16 protein-coding genes and 1 pseudogene are annotated in these 18,199 nt (G+C 39.4%); 5 read left to right on the top strand and 12 right to left on the bottom strand.

The genetic code is table 11. The features are described from left to right. The first annotated feature begins 986 nt into the window (after nucleotides 1-986). Entirely contained in the window at nucleotides 987-2,735 is a 1,749-nt protein-coding gene (locus tag A4S05_RS34660; protein WP_069074299.1) for an endonuclease, read from the top strand. A gap of 1,038 nt (nucleotides 2,736-3,773) precedes the next feature. Here A4S05_RS34660 and A4S05_RS34665 read toward each other — a convergent pair. From A4S05_RS34665 to cobU, 12 genes and pseudogenes are all read right to left on the bottom strand, one after another. Then, nucleotides 3,774-4,718: pseudogene (locus A4S05_RS34665) on the bottom strand (histidine kinase); the annotation flags it as partial. Between the two features lie 295 nt (nucleotides 4,719-5,013). Then, nucleotides 5,014-5,691: a response regulator transcription factor gene (locus A4S05_RS34670; protein ID WP_069074300.1), complete on the bottom strand. Its 678-nt coding sequence runs from the start codon at nucleotides 5,689-5,691 to the stop codon at nucleotides 5,014-5,016. A 144-nt stretch (nucleotides 5,692-5,835) separates the two neighbouring features. Beyond that, on the bottom strand, nucleotides 5,836-6,495 hold the full coding sequence (locus A4S05_RS34675; RefSeq protein WP_069074301.1) for a hypothetical protein: 660 nt from the start codon (nucleotides 6,493-6,495) through the stop codon (nucleotides 5,836-5,838). 322 nt (nucleotides 6,496-6,817) lie between these two features. Next, entirely contained in the window at nucleotides 6,818-8,221 is a 1,404-nt protein-coding gene (locus A4S05_RS34680) for an HlyD family secretion protein (protein ID WP_069074302.1), read from the bottom strand. A gap of 243 nt (nucleotides 8,222-8,464) precedes the next feature. Then, a complete protein-coding gene (locus A4S05_RS34685; RefSeq protein WP_069074303.1) occupies nucleotides 8,465-10,615 on the bottom strand; it encodes a peptidase domain-containing ABC transporter in 2,151 nt (716 codons plus the stop codon). Between the two features lie 121 nt (nucleotides 10,616-10,736). After that, the gene (locus tag A4S05_RS34690; protein ID WP_069074304.1) at nucleotides 10,737-11,033 is read right to left on the bottom strand and encodes a hypothetical protein; all 297 of its coding nucleotides are present in this window, start codon (nucleotides 11,031-11,033) and stop codon (nucleotides 10,737-10,739) included. Nucleotides 11,034-11,319: 286 nt separating this feature from the next. Then, the gene (locus tag A4S05_RS34695; protein ID WP_069074305.1) at nucleotides 11,320-11,565 is read right to left on the bottom strand and encodes a CTB family bacteriocin; all 246 of its coding nucleotides are present in this window, start codon (nucleotides 11,563-11,565) and stop codon (nucleotides 11,320-11,322) included. A gap of 165 nt (nucleotides 11,566-11,730) precedes the next feature. Beyond that, a complete protein-coding gene (locus A4S05_RS34700) occupies nucleotides 11,731-11,982 on the bottom strand; it encodes a CTB family bacteriocin (protein WP_069074306.1) in 252 nt (83 codons plus the stop codon). Between the two features lie 131 nt (nucleotides 11,983-12,113). Beyond that, nucleotides 12,114-12,365 carry a CTB family bacteriocin gene (locus tag A4S05_RS34705; RefSeq protein WP_084227372.1) on the bottom strand — a complete coding sequence of 84 codons (252 nt, stop codon included), beginning with the start codon at nucleotides 12,363-12,365 and terminating at the stop codon, nucleotides 12,114-12,116. 167 nt (nucleotides 12,366-12,532) lie between these two features. After that, a complete protein-coding gene (locus tag A4S05_RS34710; RefSeq protein ID WP_084227372.1) occupies nucleotides 12,533-12,784 on the bottom strand; it encodes a CTB family bacteriocin in 252 nt (83 codons plus the stop codon). Nucleotides 12,785-13,236: 452 nt separating this feature from the next. After that, entirely contained in the window at nucleotides 13,237-13,656 is a 420-nt protein-coding gene (locus A4S05_RS34715) for a hypothetical protein (RefSeq protein WP_069074308.1), read from the bottom strand. A gap of 52 nt (nucleotides 13,657-13,708) precedes the next feature. Further along, nucleotides 13,709-14,284: a bifunctional adenosylcobinamide kinase/adenosylcobinamide-phosphate guanylyltransferase gene (gene cobU / locus A4S05_RS34720; RefSeq protein ID WP_069074309.1), complete on the bottom strand. Its 576-nt coding sequence runs from the start codon at nucleotides 14,282-14,284 to the stop codon at nucleotides 13,709-13,711. Nucleotides 14,285-14,499: 215 nt separating this feature from the next. On the opposite strand from cobU, the gene A4S05_RS34725 reads away from it, so the two are divergent. From A4S05_RS34725 to hpsU, 4 genes are all read left to right on the top strand, one after another. Continuing rightward, the gene (locus A4S05_RS34725) at nucleotides 14,500-15,327 is read left to right on the top strand and encodes a hypothetical protein (RefSeq protein ID WP_069074310.1); all 828 of its coding nucleotides are present in this window, start codon (nucleotides 14,500-14,502) and stop codon (nucleotides 15,325-15,327) included. Between the two features lie 134 nt (nucleotides 15,328-15,461). After that, nucleotides 15,462-16,394: a glycosyltransferase family 2 protein gene (locus A4S05_RS34730; protein WP_069074311.1), complete on the top strand. Its 933-nt coding sequence runs from the start codon at nucleotides 15,462-15,464 to the stop codon at nucleotides 16,392-16,394. 23 nt (nucleotides 16,395-16,417) lie between these two features. Further along, a complete protein-coding gene (locus A4S05_RS34735) occupies nucleotides 16,418-17,374 on the top strand; it encodes a glycosyltransferase family 2 protein (RefSeq protein WP_069074312.1) in 957 nt (318 codons plus the stop codon). Nucleotides 17,375-17,469: 95 nt separating this feature from the next. Then, nucleotides 17,470-18,069 (top strand): hormogonium polysaccharide biosynthesis acetyltransferase HpsU, encoded by a 600-nt coding sequence (gene hpsU, locus A4S05_RS34740; protein ID WP_069074313.1) that lies wholly within the window; start codon nucleotides 17,470-17,472, stop codon nucleotides 18,067-18,069. The last annotated feature ends 130 nt before the right edge of the window (nucleotides 18,070-18,199 follow it).

Below are 18,199 nucleotides of genomic sequence, written 5' to 3' on the forward strand. Positions count from 1 at the left end.
GCTGAAAAACCCAAGGTTTTACCCCACCCTAACCCTCCCCTTGCAAAGGGGAGGGAACTGGATTTTTATGTTTCCCCCCTTGCCAAGGGGGGATTAAGGGGGGTAATTCGACTTGTGTGTACACCGTAGCCTTATAAAAGGGAGGGAACTTGATTTCTTGGAAAGGGGGGGATTTAGGGGGATCTAAAATTTTTGATATCGACAAGCATTCTCGTAAGAGTAGCCCCTGCGCGTCTACATGAATTGCTCTAAGTCTTATTAATGATAAATACTCAACTTTGTTGATAATTTAATACGTAGGTCTAAAGTTTTTCTGAGTGCTTGCGATCGCACTCGCAAATGTTAAGGAAAGTATAATCAATGGTTAAGCATTGGTTTATTTTAGCCTGATTATCTCTTCGCAAAAAACTGGGATACTCTAGTCGCAATTAAGTACCAAAAAGTAACTTAAAAACCAGTTGATAAATACTAAATAACTGCTGTATTATGGCAATGATTTCTTTTTTGAAATCTAAGCTCGACTTTATCCATTTTCTCTGAACACGATTGCTAACGCTGAAACCTTAGTGGGACTGTTGTTTTACTTTTTCGATTTCACCGAAAATCAGTGACATGGTAAAAGTTTTGCTAAAAGACTAGGGTTTTTGCTGGAGAAAGAGAAGCAAATTCTTAATTTTGGATAAAGTCGAACTAAGTACACCTCTTAATACAAGAAAAAACTTGCACTCAATGCTTGATTTGAGTTGAGACAGATAGATTGTTTTTCACAGCCAAATGGCTTGAGAAGGACTTCAATTTATTTGTTTCTCATATTCTTTGGGATGTAATACTGCTCGGATAAGCATTTTAAACTCGGAATTGGGTTTGGGGAAAAGGTTAAAGGTTTTTTCTTTCCCCTTACCCTTTTCCCCAAAACCCGACAAGTATTGCTTTGGGATGGCACTGCAACTGAATTCAGTCTCTATTTGCAACTAAGGACAATGTTCATGAGTTCTATCCGAAAAGTCTTGCAGACACTATGCCTTATTGTTTTTCTTGCATTCTGCCTTCCTTCAGGAATCGCTTATGGTGTAGAAGTTACATCTTTGGTAGGAAGTCCTACGCAACTGACAGTTGCTACCTTCAATGTCGAAAATCTTGATCCTAAAAAGGAAGATGTTTCTAAGGTTGATCGCAATTCGACTAGAAACGTCGATGATGATGTCAGAAACGGTAAGTTTACAGCTTTGGCAAATCAGATTGTTACTAATCTTGAAGCACCAGACATTATTGCTTTGCAAGAAGTACAAGACAATGATGGCGCTGAGTTGAGTTCAGTGGTTGATGCTGCTGTGACAGCTAAGACTTTGATCGATTCAATTCAATCTGTAGGAGGCCCAAGGTATGAATATCAAGAAATTCCTCCTCAAAACGGACGAGATGGAGGCCAACCAGGTGGCAATATTCGAGTAGGTTTTTTGTTCAATCCTCAACGAGTTAAGCTACAAAAACTTGAACGCTTTGCGGATGACCCAGCTTTTTTAGAAAGTCGCAAACCTTTAGTGGGTGAATTTACTTTCAATAATATTCCCATCACTCTGATAAACAACCACTTTGCTTCTAAAAGCGGAGGAGCGGCTTCTAACCCAAAACGGATAAAGCAAGCAACAATTGTGAACGAATTTGTTGCAGATCGCTTAACTACTGACCCCAATGCAAATATTGTCGTTCTTGGCGATTTGAATGATACTCCAGACTCCCGGCCGATAAAAGCTCTTGCAGGAAATCAGCTAGAAAATTTGGTAAATAAAATTCCACTAGCAGACCGCTTTTCTTTTGTCTTTCAAGGAAGTAAGCAACAAATTGACCAAATCCTGGTTACTCCAAACTTGCGTAACAATGGAAATCCTGAGATCAATGCTGTTCACATTAACGCAGGTATTTCTAGATCAGCCAGCGATCACGATCCTGTGATTGCTCGGTTTACTCTATCAGCTGTTGGAGAAGCTACTCCTATTACATCAGTCCCAGTTACCAATCCTGAACCAGCAGTTACACCAAGCACGATTCTTTCTGGGATTACTGGAGATGATTTACTGAAAAAATTGGATAGCCTTTACTCTCCTCGTACTAGCCTTGGATATGGTAGCGCTCGTGACCTGCTCTACACCAAAATAGATAACCAAGGCGGTATATTAACAGACATCTACGCTGGTTACAGTGTGCCGCTCAACCAAAATTCAGACAAACCCAGAGAAGAAGCTGCACGACACAGAATCAATGCAGAACACGTTTGGCCGCAGAGCATGGGAGCCGAAGGCCCAGCAAAAAGCGATTTGCATAACCTTTTTGCTTCACGGATGGAAATTAATAGCGATCGCGCCAACTTTCCCTTTGGAGATATTCCTGATAATCAAACCACTTCTTGGTATCTCGACGATGAAGAACTGAGTTTGAAACCGAATCCCCAAGATATTGACAAGTACAGTGAATTCAAACGGGGATTTTTTGAGCCACGGGAGGCGAAAAAAGGAGATATTGCTCGGATAATTTTCTATTTCCGCACAGTCTACCCAGAACTAGCAAATGCCAGCTTCTTTGAGAAACAAAAGGATACTCTCTGTAAGTGGCAAGGAGAAGATCCAGTTGATGCTGGGGAGGTAGCACGCAGTAATGCGATCGCTAAAACACCCCAAGGTAATGATAATCCCTTTGTGTTAGATCCTACTCTGCCACAACGAACCTACTGCAATTAAAAAGTATAGAGGTCTTAACTCTATCCTATTTGAAAGAGTTTTAGACCTCTGATATTTTTGGTATAGCGGTTCTCCACAAGCGTGAAGTACAATTTTGACCTCACTTCCATTCCTCTCTCTTAAAAGGCTACGGTGTACACACAAGTTCTAAAAACCTAGCTTGATAAGCATTTNNTTGAGTCTCTGACTCAATATCTGACCTGACTTTTCACGGCATCTGGAAAACCTCTCTCTAAATCAATACGCTTAGGTTAAGGTTACTGGTGTAGATAATTTGTCTTTGAAGACGCGATGAATCGCCGTCTCTACAAGTGTTTTGTTGCTCATTCTGAACTGTATTTCTCTCTAAATCTCTCTCCTAAAAGGAGAGAGACTTTGAATTTTCTCCCTTCCCGCAACGAGTTGGGGGTTAGAAGATGTTTGAAAAGTCCTCTTGTCGGTATCAAAAGTTTTAGATCCCCCTAAATCCCCCGATAAATTGGGGGACTTTGACTCCGGTTCCCCCTTTTTTAAGGGGAGTTAGGGGGGATCTAAAGTGCCTAAAATCACAGCGAAACACTTTTCAAACAACCTCTTAGGTCTATTTGCATACCTGTACTCACCAGATTGAAAATGGCTATAAGTAATTATTCAGTTACTACATCAGAACAATATAAATAAAGTCAAATTCAGTCAGTCATTTTGCTGATTGCTTTCTGATTTTGGTATATTTAGAAAGCAAAAAGGCTGATTGCTTTCTCATTTCGGTAGATTCAGCAAGCAAAAAGACATATTGCTTTCTCATTTAGCTTAAATGCTTTCTCATTTCGGTATATCGCGTATTCATTTCGGTAGATTCAGCAAGCAAAAAGACATATTGTTTTCTCATTTAGTTTAAATGCTTTCTCATTTCGGTATATCGCGTATTCATTTCGGTAGATTCAGCAAGCAAAAAGGCATATTGCTTTCTCATTTAGCTTAAATGCTTTCTCATTTTGGTATATAGCGTATTCATTTCAGTAGTTCGCGCATTATCATATCTGTTCTGCTTGATTGAGATCATTTATTACTAAACCAAAACTTAGTTACAGGCCAAGACAATTCACAAATAGTCCCTCTAGAAGAAAGGGATACTCGTTGAAATTTACCTTTAAGTTGCTTGGCTAAATTTCTAGACTGTTGCGTGCCGTGACCTTCTCTAGATGAGTTAATACCCAACCCATCATCTATAATGCTCAAAGTGTACCAACCTTCAGATGCAAAGCAAGTCACTTCAAGACGCGTGACTCCTGTGGCGTGTTTGCCGACATTGCACAAAGCCTCTTCTAAAAATCGGCAGAGTCCTTGCTTTTGTTCAATGCTTAAGCATCGCTCATCTATCGGCTCAAAGGTACGGATTTTAATTTTAATGCTTCTAAAGCAGGGAAAGTCTCGCGCTAGGGTATAGCTGTAAACTTGATAGAGAATTTCGTGAAGGGGGTCTTGCAAATTTAATACTAAAGTATTTCCTAAATAAAGACTATTGTCTTGAGTTGGAGGTTCTCGTTGTAAAAACTCATAAATTCCTCGGAGTTCATGGTTTAATTTCTCCAGTTCTTTTTCCAATTCTGGGAGCAATTCTTTTATTGGTAATTCTTGGCATCGAACCAGTTTCAAAACTTTTGCAAGACTTTGTAGTGGGCCATTATGAATTGTTTCAAATGTGCGTTCAATGACATCTTGTCTAGCTTTGAGTCCCGATCGCAAAACTTTGTCACATTGATATAAAGCAGTAAGTTCTATGCCATTTACAGCCAAGACAAGAATTGTGGGGATTACTGGAACCCACCAACCCCAAGTTAAAAATAAATAACTCGTGACCACTAAAATAGCACTAGTTATACCAACAATTATCAAATTTGCTAAAGAAGATTTAGTAAATCGAGCGATCGCAATTCCTAAAAAACCCCAGGCAAAAATCCACAGATATTCCCATTCATCTTTCCAAGTTTCTAAAAGTGGTCGGTAGGGCCGTACTTCTTGAGGATGCAGGTGGAGAAGACGATCAAAAGCTATCGACTCTAAAGATTTCATTGAACCACTAAAATGGGCAATTATCACCAATGCAATAACTACAATTCCTGGTAATACACCTACACGCCAAATGCTAATTTCTTTTTTGATTATTTTCAAAAGTCCAGGCTGCATAAGCTTGTCTCCTAGCCTTTAGCTAAAAGTAATTAGTAAGTCAATTTAATAAATAAAAAAATAAATTTTATTAAAAGCTAATGACAGACAACCCTTAAATATTGATTATTAACTAATCAATTAAACCTTCTTCCCTAGCTCGTATTTCAGTTTGAATACGAATATTTTTACCCTCATCAGGATAAACATCTAAAGCGTCTTGTAGCTTACTCCAGTAATGACGCACCATTCGTTCAGATATACACATTCGTTCGGCAATAGCTTTATCTTGTAATCCTTCCCCAAACGCAAGAGTTAGTACTCTAAGCCACTCTGGTTTAAATTCTAATCCTGCATAAATTCCTTTGATATCTTTCGTATGAGTTAATCCCTGTAATGCCCAATCAACTCTGGTTAACATTTCTTGGCTGGAAAGACTTTTATCGGCAACTGTAAAACCTCCTTTATGACTATCAATATCAAGTCTAATTCTCACTAGTGTTCTGACATGAGCAGTTTGGACAATAATATTTAAGTTGGGATGGTGTTTCATAAGAGTTCTGAGTAGTTGAACACCTGTATCAGGTCGCGCTGTCATCCCATAATCTTCTGGAATAGAAAGATCCATAACCACAAGGTCTAGCCCAGGGTTAATAATTTGTTGGAGAGCATTATTAGCATTTATGGCAGTAGCAATTTTAGCACTAGGATAATGTTTTTGTAAGATATCTACCGTTCCACTTAAAACTGATTCATGGTCATCAATTACCAAAATTTTCAGCAATGACTTATCGGATATTTCTTGTTTCATAATTAATAGCCTGCTGATTGAGCATACAGTTTTAATTTTCCTCTTATTTATCTACATTAGCCAATTATTTGCTGTCAGATTATATTGTTTGATGACGGTTAAATATAGCAAATATTAAAAATATGCAAAGGAAAGCTAAAACAGTTACCAATGAAAGTACCAAGAAACGCTTAGATTTCTAGTGCGACTAAAGCATTTACCTGATGTTAATAACCGAAAACTTTCACAAAGATAATTTAATTCTGGTAGGCGAGAATGTAAAACAAATGCAGAGAGATTAGGGTAGGTAATCTCTACAATTAGTTGTCCTATGTTGCTGTGTTGTTTTAAATTGATATAAATTGATGTTGGTGCCAAAACTTCTGCTAAAGAGATGATCAGTAACTCATTTAAAGCTGTTAAAACAATTAGACTGCGTTCTGCTGGCTCATGTCGCCAATAGACTGGCATATCGATTTGAAAATATAACTGCGAATTCGATGCTAGCCAAGGTTCTAATAGGCACTCAATAGCTAGCGGAAAGCTATCTTGAAGGGATGCTGGAAATAAGCGATCGCTCAATTGCACTAAAGAGTGATGAAAGTTATCAATGTGCTTTAAGCATTCTTGAATTCTATTGTCTGATAAATTTAAATTATCTACTGACAACAAATCTAAGTTGCGACGGATTGTAAAAGAGTCTTGTAATAAATTATCCCGAATTTTTTCTGCTTCTAAAAACAGCTTTATTGACTGCCTAGAAGACCACCACTGCAATGCTTGTTGAATACTATGATAAGATGTCAGAAACCGAACAAGGGACATAACGTAGACAATTCAAAGTATAATTTGCGTACATAATTCCACGCTCACATAATCTTGTTATGTCAGCTATTTTAGTAGCATCAGAAAAAAGTTATATGCAACCCGCGGCATATTTATGCCAAAAAAAACTGTCAACGTTTGCAAAATGGTTGCTCAAAAGCGCCATGATGATTTCCGAAAACTTCACAGTAGATCGCTAACGCATTTCATGTGATATTTCTCGCCATTGCTGAATATAAAAAGGACAAAATTCTCTTACCTATTTATGCCAGTCAATAACAAGTTGTGGTGGGTAAACACTAGACATTACATTCATATCTGCTCACAGATCAGTGGTAAGTCTGGCCTTTCTCAGCATAAATTGCAGTGCTGTCTCTTCTTGGGAGATGATATTAGCTTTTGCATCCATCCCTGATTGGATATGACACTGATGAGCGTTATTACCAAATGTCAGCATTTCCGGTTGAATAGTTGCTTCAAAATAGCCAGCACCAGGAGTTGATGTCGGTACGTTAATATTATTAGTTTGAGGTGTAATTACATCTGGAGAAATGGCACTAACAACAGCACTGAGAGTACCATAATCAGGATATGGACAGGCATCAACTCGCAATTGTACTTTTTGACCAACGGCAACTTTTTTAATCTCTGCGGTCGGAATCATTGCTTTAATTACTAAAGGAGCATTCTGAGGAACAATTTCAGCAATAGATTCGCTAGCACGCACCACTTGACCAGGGTTTCGCAAATTGAGCTTGAGAATGATACCGTCACTGGTGGCGCGAATGATGCTATTTTGCAGTTGAGTTTCAATTTGTTGAAGTTCTTTTTGATATTGCTTGAGTTGGGTTTGCATTTCAACTTGTCGCTGCATTAAAGCTTGTTTTTGTTGGTTTAAAGTAGCGATAGTTGCTTCGCCTCTAGCAATTTCTTGGGCAATGCGTTCTTGAGCGATCGCAATTATTGCCATACTAGGATTAACTACAACTTTAGCTGATTGCAATTTAGCCTGAGCAATTTCAATAGATATTCTTTCAGCTTCAAGTATTAATTTACTCTGCTCAACAACTAATTTTTTTTGCTCAAATTCACGCCGACCAATTGCGCCAACTTGTGCTAGTTGCTCATAGCGATCGCTATCCATCTTGGCAAAGTCTAAATCAGCTTGGGCTTTTTGTAAACTTGCCCTAGCTTTTTGCAAACTGGCTTGGGAAACCAGGAATTCGCTTTGAGTAGTAACTTGTCGTTCTTGATACTCACGTAGGTTACGTGCCAACTCTGCTTTTGCAGAAGCAACACTCCGTTCGGTGAATCTTTTTTCAGCGAGAATCTGAGTATCTAAAGTGCCACTTTGGGCATCAATTTGAACTAGTTGCAATCTACCCTGTTCAATATTGCCTTGCAGTTGGCTTTTTTTGATTTGCAGTTGCTCCGTATCGAGACGAGCGATCGCTTCTCCCTTTTTGACAATCTGATTTTCTTTCACAAAGATAGTTTCAACAGTTCCCTCAATAGATGGTTGCACTAGCTTGGTGTCGCCTATGGGCCGAACAGTTGCAGCCGTTTCCACCATGACATTGTATTTAACCCATGAAGAGAGAGCGATCGCAGAACCAATCGTTCCCACAAGAAATATTCCAGCTAATGATGTCCAAGCACTAATGGGAGGAAGAAATTCATCCTTTTGAACCGATGGTAAAAATTTTTGATTATGAGTGTAAAGCATGTTTCTCCGAATAATTGGAAATATTTAACAAAACAGAATTCAGGAGTCAGGAGCCAGAATGGGCTAAACCTTAGCTATCCGCTAACAGAATTTAATTCTGTAGACTAGTGGATAAATAAACGGGTTTAATTCCCCAGTAACTTTTTAATTTGGTGGTCTACAATTAGTGGAGCTTCTGTAGATTTATTCCCCACTAATTGATTCTGAATTCTGAATTCTGAATTCTGACTCCTGAATTCTTCTTCAAGGAATTAAAAAGTCTATATGATCTCCGGGTTTGGTTCGCAACTCTTCCAAAGAACCTTGAATTTTCAACTTACCTTGATCTAGCAATACAATCCAATCAGCGCGATTCACTACCTTCGGACGGTGAGTAATTAAAATAGTAGTTTTACCCCAGCGATGCTTAAACAATTTATCCAACACTTCTGCTTCACTTACTGGATCAAGTCCACCAGTAGATTCATCCAAAATGAGAACTGATGGATTGGTCACAATGGCTCTTGCTATTGCTAACCTTTGACGTTGACCACCAGAAATATTTGCACCAAATTCACCTAAAACAGTTTGATATTTGTCAGGTAACTTACTGATAAATTCATCAGCTTCCGCAACTTGGCAAGCTCTGACAATCTGTTCAAAGGTAACCTGTGGTGCGCCTAAGCGAAAGTTTTCCACAATAGAACGACTCCAGAAATGAGGCTCTTGGGGAACAAGAACTACCTGTTGACGCAAACAATCAAGAGAAAGGTCTTGGAGGTTATAAAGTCCAATCCGAATATTGCCAGATTGTAGCGGATATAACCCAGCAATCAATTTAGCTAGAGTACTTTTACCACAACCTGATTTACCGATAATAGCGACAACTTTTCCACCAGGAATAGTTAAAGAAAAGTCATCGATTAAATCAAGCCTACCAGCATAGTGAAAGTTAATATTTGTACAAACAATATCAGCATCTCCCGGAATCTCTGCAAAAGGCTTGATCTCATCACCTTCATTTTCGGAAGTAGCGTCTATAACTTCTGTGAGGCGTTGTGTAGCTGTTTTTGCACGAGTAAATTCTTCAACAAAACTGATTACAGTTGCAATTAAGCCCAGAAAATTACCATTCATTGAGTTAAAAGCAAGTAATTGCCCAATACTCAGATTTTCTGCTGGGTTAATTACTAAATTACCACCGAACCAAAGCAAAATAACGCCACCAATACTAGCAACAAAGCTAGAGAAAGTATTATTGATAATTCCAATTTGAATCGTGCTAAATGTGACATTAGCAAGACGAGCAAATCGGCTTTGAAATTCGTCCCAAAATTGCGGTCTAGATGCGGTGGTTTTGAGGGTCAGAGCACCTTTAAATGTTTCTACTAAAACCCCTTGTGTTTCGGCTTCTTGAACTAAAAGTTCACGAGTCTTTTGGCGCAAAGTCGGCTGGAATACTACTGTAGATATGCTCATCACTACAGCAATAAATACGGCCACTACTGTAAGTTTCCAGCTATAAAAAGCCATGAAACCAAAAGAAATCAATGCAATAAAAAATTGGCTGGGTAGACTGATAATTAAATGAGCAACTAACTGATTAATTTGGTCAATATCTCGCAGGCGGCTAACGATTTCACCACTACGACGAGCTTCATAATAAGAGAGAGGTAATCGCAGAATTTGCCGCCCAAATTCTAGAACTAGCCCTAATTGCAGACGTTGTGCAAAGTGAGCAATCAAGTTAGACTGTACAAACGACAGACTACGCGAAACAACATTCATCACCACAACTGCGATCGCTACAGTCGTAAGTAACTTTGTATCACCTCGAACCAGCACATCATCAGTCAAAATTTGTAGCAGAAAAGGGGAAGCTAAAGACAGCAAACCCAACATTATGTTCAGGGGCAAAACTTGAGCTAAAATAGCGCGATAAATCCAAACGCGCTTAAAGAAACGCCAAAATCCGCCAACTTTCTCATCCTTTTGGGCAAAAAAGCGTATTGGATCAGGTTCCAATAAAAGGATCAACCAATCTGTCCAACCTTCTGCTATCTCTTGTTGAGAAAGATAGCGAATACCTACAGCCGGATCTGCAACTAAACATTTTTTGCCTTTTTTACCATATAAAACAACCCAATGATTCCCTTTCCAGTGAATAATTGCCGGTAGAGGCGCTTCATTCATTCGGTTGAGAAGTTCTGGGGAAGTTTTCACTGGACGAGCGTTAAAACCAAGTGTTTCTGCTCCCCGTTTTAACCCTAATAAAGTAGTTCCAAATTGCCCAGTCCCTACGGCTTCACGAATGCGACTGAGAGTGAAAGTACGTCCATAATATTTGGCAATAGCAGCAAGACAAGCAGCTCCGCAGTCTTCTTCACTATGCTGTTTAACAAACTGGTATTTCATCGGTAAATTGCCCTACATAATGACAACTGCTACCCTAAAATGTTGTCAATCTATTGCGATATTTTTGAATTCCTAAAGACTATTAAATTCTTCTGCTATCAACCAAGCTAATTTATGATTTTCACCATAATAAAAACATCAGAAACAATTTATCGCAAAAACTTAAGCTACTCCCGCCTTTTCCACTAAATCCAATCGTAGTTTGTGAAAGCGCATATCCAGTTTCTTGCTTACTAGAGAAACTAGAATCACCATCAGAAATATTACTTTCATTAATGGCAAAAGTTTCTATATTTGTCTTTTGCAAGAAAAAAGAATTAGGATTAGAGAATAAACTTCCGGCAGATACAATTTCTTGCTCTTGTTCAGATAAATCAAGAAATAACTCACATTTCTTGTGTTTGATATTGTTAGACATAGTATTAGCTCTATACTTTGGCAATCTAAACAGTTTGCAACAGCATGAACAGCAAAATAATCAAATCTTTTGACGTAGTAATGTTGTAAGCACCCAAAGATAATCAATGTTGAAAAATACAAAATTACAACAGCGAAATATCAGGTACTACTTTGGAACAAAAGATGACCCATATAATCGTCTTATTATGGGTCATCCGTAAAATCTTTAGTACCAAGTTGTTTTTAAGTGTGCCGCTAATGTTCCCAATGCAGAAGTTTTAAACAACGCCTCTGTGGATTATTTTTTAGTGGTCGTCTAAAAGGTTAGGAATGTGATTAGCATCTAAGGCTAAGAAAGCTAGTCCAGCAGTCTTAATATTTTTAGACTTACCATTAGATTCAGCGGTGCTGCCATGTGGCCCTGAAGAACTACTGCCATTTAGAATATTTTCACTAGCGTTGTAAAAAGTAGCATCTATTTGAAAATCGACACCACCAGCTACAACTTCTTGTTGCTTGTTGGATAAATCTGTAAACAATTCGTGAGACATAGCTGCAAACTTCCTACTTTTGATTTGATGAACGTTTAGTATTAACTACATGAGTTCGTGACTAAGGCTTGAAAGATTGATTTTGTCATTCTATTAAGTCCTTTGTTTTGAAACTATTTTCATTGAACTCATGCATTAGTTGATTGTCGGTTTTTAGCTACTAACTTAATAGCTGTATACTTTGGAAATATCAGGAGTGTCATGAGCACCTAAGCCTAAGAAAGCTAGTCCACCAGTCTTAATCTCTGTAGACTTACCGTTAGAATCAGCGGTACTGCCATGAGGATCAGAACTACTATCGCCATTGAGAATATTTTCCTCTCCTGCGAAAAAACTGACATCTAGTTGAAAATCAACACCACCAGCTACAACTTCTTGTTGCTCGTTGGATAATTCGGTAAACAATTCATGAGACATAGCTGTAAAACTCCTAGTCTTTGTTTTTATTGAATGGACCTTTAGAGCTACATGAGTTTTTTGCAGAGAGTTAGAAGATGAATTTTGTCGAACTCATGTATTAATTGATTGCTGTTTTTTAGCTGCTCAACTTAATGACCGTATCCTTTGGAAATTTCGGGAATGTCATTAGCACCCAAGGCTAAAAAAGCTAGTCCAGCAGTTGCAATCTCTGTAGACCTACCATTTGAGTCAGCAGTACTGCCACTAGGATCAGAACTAGTACCACCATTAAGAACATTTTCCCGCGCTGCGAAAAAAGTTGCATCTAGTTGAAAATCAACACCGCCAGCTACAATTTCTTGTTGCTCGTTGGATAATTCGGTAAACAATACGTTAGACATAATTACAAACCTCGTAATTTTGAGTTGATGAACATTGAGTATTAGATACGTGAGTTTGTGACGGAGGCTGAGAAGATTAATTTTGTCATCCTATCTAACTCCTTCGTTACTAAATTTATTTCATAAAACTCACGTATTAGTTGATTGCTCTTTTTTAGCTGCTCAACTTAATGACCGTATCCTTTGGAAATTTCGGGAATGTCATTAGCACCCAAAGCTAAAAAAGCTAGTCCAGCAGTTGCAATCTCTGTAGACCTACCATTTGAGTCAGCAGTACTGCCACTAGGATCAGAACTAGTACCACCATTAAGAACATTTTCCCGCGCTGCGAAAAAAGTTGCATCTAGTTGAAAATCAACACCGCCAGCTACAATTTCTTGTTGCTCGTTGGATAATTCGGTAAACAATACGTTAGACATAATTACAAACCTCGTAATTTATTTAGATGAGTTTTTAGCTATTAGGTGATTGTGCTTTTTGCGCCTCAACTCGTCGCTTGTTAATACAATAGAGGTAAGCAATTAGAATAGTCATTTGCTTTTTATGCAAACTTAGTTTCCATGTTTGTAAAAAGTTGTTGCACAATTAAGCCAGTAGTCTGTCCTAAAAATACGTATGGATAAAAACTGGGTTTTATCCTCTGTCTGGAGGATGATAAATTACAATAGGCTGTTAAGAATAAGGTAAAAAATAAACTTTTGCCCAATTATCCGTAGGAAAAATATAAAATTAAAATCTTGTATTTTGTATGCAATATCCCCTGACACAGACATACAAAAATCCTGTAGTGGAACTAAAAGCCAGTACAGGAAAAATTAAGATAATCAAATAATTAGAAAAAACTTATCAGATTTACAACTTGGTTGTTTGTTTATGCAATATTATCTACAAGCCGATCGCGAATTGTTTTGAGTCTGTCTTGAGTTTTAATTGGCTCTCGCGGTGCTGGCAATTCGGTATTAGGCCAGTTAGGTAAATCATTACAGGGGCATAATAATGCCGGCATTCCGACGTTTCGCGCTGCTACTGGCATATTGCAACGACCACAAGGCAACATATCCCATGCTGGTGTCAACAGTTCAGCAATGGTTTCGTATGTACCTTCTAGGTAACAGTCACCCGATTCTGGTGAGATAATTTTCTGCCAGCACTCTTCAAATTCTTCACTATAGCGATCGCCATTTAGCACCGATTCAGGCAAAAGGCTTGCCTTACCGTTGCCCGTAATTACTTTCTTACCCAACTGAAACCAGTAGGCAAGGTATCCTCTAACTTCTTGTTTGGTTGCCATATTACAATTTTAGATTTTAGATTTTAGATTTTGGATTAATTTGAATCAAGAGTTAAGAATCTTGACTCCTGAATGTTCCAGCATCTTCTCTATTTGGCAATGGCGAACCAAGGACGCTGAGATTAAGAACATAACCACCAGTAACTAAATAAACAGTTTCGCTGAATACACTTAGCTGGCGCACTAAAGAACCCAGGCGATCGCGGAACATCCTTCCAAGGGGATAAGCTGGTATCACACCCCAACCCACCTCTTCTGCTACAAACACTATATCAGCAGCAACCAAATCCACCGTCTCTAACAACTCTGCAAGAATGTTTTCCCAGCTAGATTCGTCCTGTTCCAGGAGATTAGCAACCCAAGTTCCTAAAGAATCAACTAAAAGGCAGGTATAGGGTTTCGCATCAGCCAGGGTAGCAGACAACTCCACAGGCACAGATACAGTTACCCAGTCTTCGGGACGACGTTGTTGGTGGTCTAGAATGCGTTGATGCCACTCTTGGTCATCTGGGTTATCGGTGGCTGTTGCTACGTAAACAACTGCTTTTCCTGACTGCATGGCCAGAGTTTCCGCCCATTCACTTTTACCAGATCGTGCTGGCCCTGTTACTAAGATGATTTTACCCAAAATGGTTTCCTGAGTATTTTAACAATATGCTAGGGTTGCAATTTATCACTAAAGTTTTTTCTTTCATCGGTGAGATTTTTGGTTTCAAATAACTTTTAAGGGATAAAATTAGCACCAGCATCATTGATGCCACAATTGGCAAAAGCCGAAAATCCCAACAACCCCATTTTTAATTATTCAATACTACTGGGGACAGCAAACTTTAGGATGTTTTTATGAACGCAGGCTTAAAACGCATTGAAGCAACTCTACACGATTTAGGCAATCGCGGCACTGCCTCTGCCGCTGAAACAGGTGATTCGACGACAAAACGGCCTTTCTCTTTTAGAATCAGCGTCGGAGCCAACGAACCCACAGAAAATAAACAAACTCCATCATCTCAGAATGGGGAACTAAATACACAAGAACAAACAATTGACTTGGGTGTAGATACTGAGAGTGATTATTCTCACGAGCAAAATTTCTTTCCTCACCACGACTCTGTGCAGACCTTTCAAGCAGAAGATAATGGTGGCAAAACACCCAGCCTACCCAAGTTGAAAACTCCGACCTTTAGTAATCATCGCCACGGTGCTAATCCAGGATTGGCGATGAATCTATTGCAAGAAATTCAGGAAACTGTCGCCGGTTGGCAAACAGAATTGCAAAATATTTTGAAGCAAATTCAGGATATTTACTTAGAAGGCCCAATTGTCAATGGCTGGTTAGAATCCAATCCCACCGAACCAGAACCAGGAGGAACCGCAACACTGCGCCATGCAGAAGTTGACCGCCTGATGAACTACGTAGAAGAAATTTGCGCCAGTGGTGGGAAAGTATCTTATCAATCATCTATTACTGGCTATCGCCTCTGTGGTGTGGACGACACTGGTAAAGTCTGGTCGCGTCCATGTCCAGCGGATCAGGTTCCCAATGTTAGTATGGCGATCGCTCGTTACCAAAAGTTACGTCAACTGTTAGGGCGCAAGCAATCCTTGGAAACCCGCCTTAGTCAACTAGCCCAAACTCTTGTAGTTTTACACAGTCATATTCAACAAACGTGAAGTTTTAAAGATTATTTCCGAAGAAACTCGGTTGGTGGGTCGGTAACTTTTGGTTTAGATTAACTCTCAGCAGTTGTGCGTTGGATTTAAGATTTTAATCTAAAATCCCAAATCTCAAATCCAAAATTAAATCCATGCCAGACACCCAAATCTCTGCCATTATCTGTACCCACAATCGAGATACCTATTTAGGGGCTGCAATTGATAGTCTTTTAGCGCAAGATTTTGCTGCTGACTTTGAAATTGTGGTAATTGATAATGGATCTAGCGATCGCACTCGTGAAGTTGTAGAAGAAAGGGCCCACAATCCGCGCCTGAAATATGTTTTTGAACCCACCATTGGTTTATCTGTCGCCCGCAACACGGGTGCAAAAGTAGCCAGTGGTGATATTCTTGCTTATCTGGATGATGATGCTGTTGCCTGCCCTCACTGGCTACAAGTTTTATATTTTGCCTATTACAATAACTCTAAGCTTGCGATCGCAGGAGGTAAAGTTACTCTCATCTGGCCCCCAGGAATTCAACAACCACGGTGGCTATCTCCAGGCCTAGCTGCAAATTTGGGTGCATACGACTTGGGTGACAGTAACATCTACATTGAGCAACCTGGCTCAACACCCAGAGGCTTAAATTACTCCATCCGCCGCAGTTTCCTAGAAGAAATTGGCGGTTTTGATCCACATCTCGGTCGAGTAGGGAAAAATCTATTATCAAATGAAGAACTGCAAATGACCGAATTTGCCCTACAGCGTGGTTGGCAAGTCGCTTATCTTCCCGAAGCACTAGTCGCTCACAATGTATCCCCAGAGCGCCTCCAACGCTCCTGGTTTTTAAACCGAGGCTGGTGGCAAGGTATCAGTGAATGTTATCGAGAACAACTCGCTGGTAAAGCTGGGATCGCTCAATTGCAGCGAGGTAGCGAACGGTTTGTACGCGGCTTGTATAAGGCATTGCAATATTTCTCTGATCCCGCAGAACGGTTTGACAAACTTGTTTATGCTTACGGTCAGATTGGTTACTTAAATGCTGCTATTCAAGGTCTTTTATCTACATCAAATAAGAAATAACCAATAACATAATTTATACACGTATGTCATCTAAAATACCAGTTTCAGTACTAATTCCAGCTAAAAATGAACAAGTAAATTTGCCTGCGTGCCTTACTAGCCTTAGTAGAGCAGATGAAATATTTGTAGTAGATTCTCAAAGTACCGACAACAGCATTGAAATTGCTAAAAGTCACGGTGTAAATGTCGTGCAATTCAACTTCAATGGACGCTGGCCTAAAAAGAAAAATTGGTCTTTAGAGAATCTACCTTTTCGCAACGAATGGGTACTAATTGTAGATTGCGATGAGCGCATCACCCCCGAACTTTGGGAAGAAATTGACCAAGCAATTCAAAACAATGAATATACAGGTTATTATCTGAACCGCCGTGTATTTTTCTTAGGAAAATGGATTCGCTATGGTGGTAAATATCCCGATTGGAATCTACGTTTATTTCAGCATAAAAAAGGTCGCTACGAAAATCTAAATACAGAAGATATTCCTAATACTGGTGATAACGAAGTTCACGAACACGTGATTTTGCAGGGGAAAGTTGGGTATCTCAAAAATGATATGCTTCACGAAGACTTCCGCGACCTTTACCACTGGTTAGAACGGCACAACCGTTACTCCAACTGGGAAGCCAGTGTTTATTTTAATATTCTCACAGGTAAAGATGATAGCGGTACTATCGGCGCGAATCTATTTGGTGATGCCGTACAACGCAAGCGCTTTTTGAAAAAAGTGTGGGTACACCTGCCATTTAAACCCCTTTTGCGGTTTGTTTTATTTTATATAATTCAACGTGGTTTTTTGGATGGCAAAGCAGGATATATCTATGCACGTTTGCTGAGTCAATATGAATATCAAATTGGCGTAAAACTTTACGAATTACGCAATTGTGGTGGTCACTTAAATACTGCAACAACCCCGAAGGAGGAAGCAGAGGAGCAGGGAAGCAGGGGAGCAGAAGGAAAGCTATTGACTATTGACTCCTAACTCTGCCAATTTTAGATTTTGAATTTTGAATTTTGGATTGAAGGAAAAATTTAAAATCTAAAATCTAAAATCCAAAATCTAAAATCCAAAATTGAATGACTAATGACCCTTTCGTAGATTTACGTAAATATGACCAATCTTGGTTTGACCGGGGGCGTCCAAGTTGGTATGTATTATTATGGTGGTTTGTACAAGCGATCGCTTTTCCTCTCACTCCTCAACCGTTAAATATTCTGCGTTGTGCTTTGCTACGATTATTTGGCGCTCGTATCGGCAAAGGCGTATTAATTCGACCCACCGCCCGCTTCACCTATCCTTGGAAAGTCACTATTGGCAACTACAGTTGGGTTGGTGATAACGTAGTTTTATACAGCCTTGATCAAATTCATATTGGTGAACACTGCGTAATTTCCCAAAAAAGCTATCTGTGTACTGGTAGTCATGATATCCAAGACCCTGCTTTTGGGTTGAAAACAGCGAGTATCACTATTGACAATGGTGCATGGGTAGCGGCAGATTGTTTCGTTGGGCCAGGAGTGCAAATCGGGGCTAATGCTGTGATTGGCGCTCGTAGTAGTGTTTTTACTAATATGCCCTCTGGGCAAGTTTGTTGGGGAAGCCCCTGTCGTCCTAAGACGGTTCGGTTGAAAGAGGCAGGAGGTTTTACCTCGATTGGGGATTCAGATCACTCCTGAATAAGCAGCCCCAAATTAAAAATTTGGTGGTGGTTTTAAACCGCCCTGTGATTTGCTCAGGTTTGTAGTAGAGGCTGGAGCCACTTACTACAAACCAATAGAATTAAATTTATTTACATTGCTTAACATA

This window comes from Nostoc sp. KVJ20, assembly GCF_001712795.1.
Taxonomy (GTDB): Bacteria; Cyanobacteriota; Cyanobacteriia; order Cyanobacteriales; family Nostocaceae; genus Nostoc.

Excerpts from the sequence above, each read along its gene's own strand:
- A4S05_RS34680 (WP_069074302.1), bottom strand. The coding sequence starts at position 8,221 with ATGCTTTACACTCATAATCAAAAATTTTTACCATCGGTTCAAAAGGAT.
- A4S05_RS34700 (WP_069074306.1), bottom strand. The coding sequence starts at position 11,982 with ATGTCTCATGAATTGTTTACCGAATTATCCAACGAGCAACAAGAAGTT.
- A4S05_RS34735 (WP_069074312.1), top strand. The coding sequence starts at position 16,418 with ATGTCATCTAAAATACCAGTTTCAGTACTAATTCCAGCTAAAAATGAA.
- A4S05_RS34695 (WP_069074305.1), bottom strand. The coding sequence starts at position 11,565 with ATGTCTCACGAATTGTTTACAGATTTATCCAACAAGCAACAAGAAGTT.
- A4S05_RS34675 (WP_069074301.1), bottom strand. The coding sequence starts at position 6,495 with ATGTCCCTTGTTCGGTTTCTGACATCTTATCATAGTATTCAACAAGCA.
- A4S05_RS34710 (WP_084227372.1), bottom strand. The coding sequence starts at position 12,784 with ATGTCTAACGTATTGTTTACCGAATTATCCAACGAGCAACAAGAAATT.
- A4S05_RS34670 (WP_069074300.1), bottom strand. The coding sequence starts at position 5,691 with ATGAAACAAGAAATATCCGATAAGTCATTGCTGAAAATTTTGGTAATT.
- A4S05_RS34715 (WP_069074308.1), bottom strand. The coding sequence starts at position 13,656 with ATGGCAACCAAACAAGAAGTTAGAGGATACCTTGCCTACTGGTTTCAG.
- A4S05_RS34705 (WP_084227372.1), bottom strand. The coding sequence starts at position 12,365 with ATGTCTAACGTATTGTTTACCGAATTATCCAACGAGCAACAAGAAATT.
- hpsU (WP_069074313.1), top strand. The coding sequence starts at position 17,470 with ATGACTAATGACCCTTTCGTAGATTTACGTAAATATGACCAATCTTGG.
- A4S05_RS34725 (WP_069074310.1), top strand. The coding sequence starts at position 14,500 with ATGAACGCAGGCTTAAAACGCATTGAAGCAACTCTACACGATTTAGGC.
- A4S05_RS34690 (WP_069074304.1), bottom strand. The coding sequence starts at position 11,033 with ATGTCTAACAATATCAAACACAAGAAATGTGAGTTATTTCTTGATTTA.
- A4S05_RS34660 (WP_069074299.1), top strand. The coding sequence starts at position 987 with ATGAGTTCTATCCGAAAAGTCTTGCAGACACTATGCCTTATTGTTTTT.
- A4S05_RS34730 (WP_069074311.1), top strand. The coding sequence starts at position 15,462 with ATGCCAGACACCCAAATCTCTGCCATTATCTGTACCCACAATCGAGAT.
- A4S05_RS34685 (WP_069074303.1), bottom strand. The coding sequence starts at position 10,615 with ATGAAATACCAGTTTGTTAAACAGCATAGTGAAGAAGACTGCGGAGCT.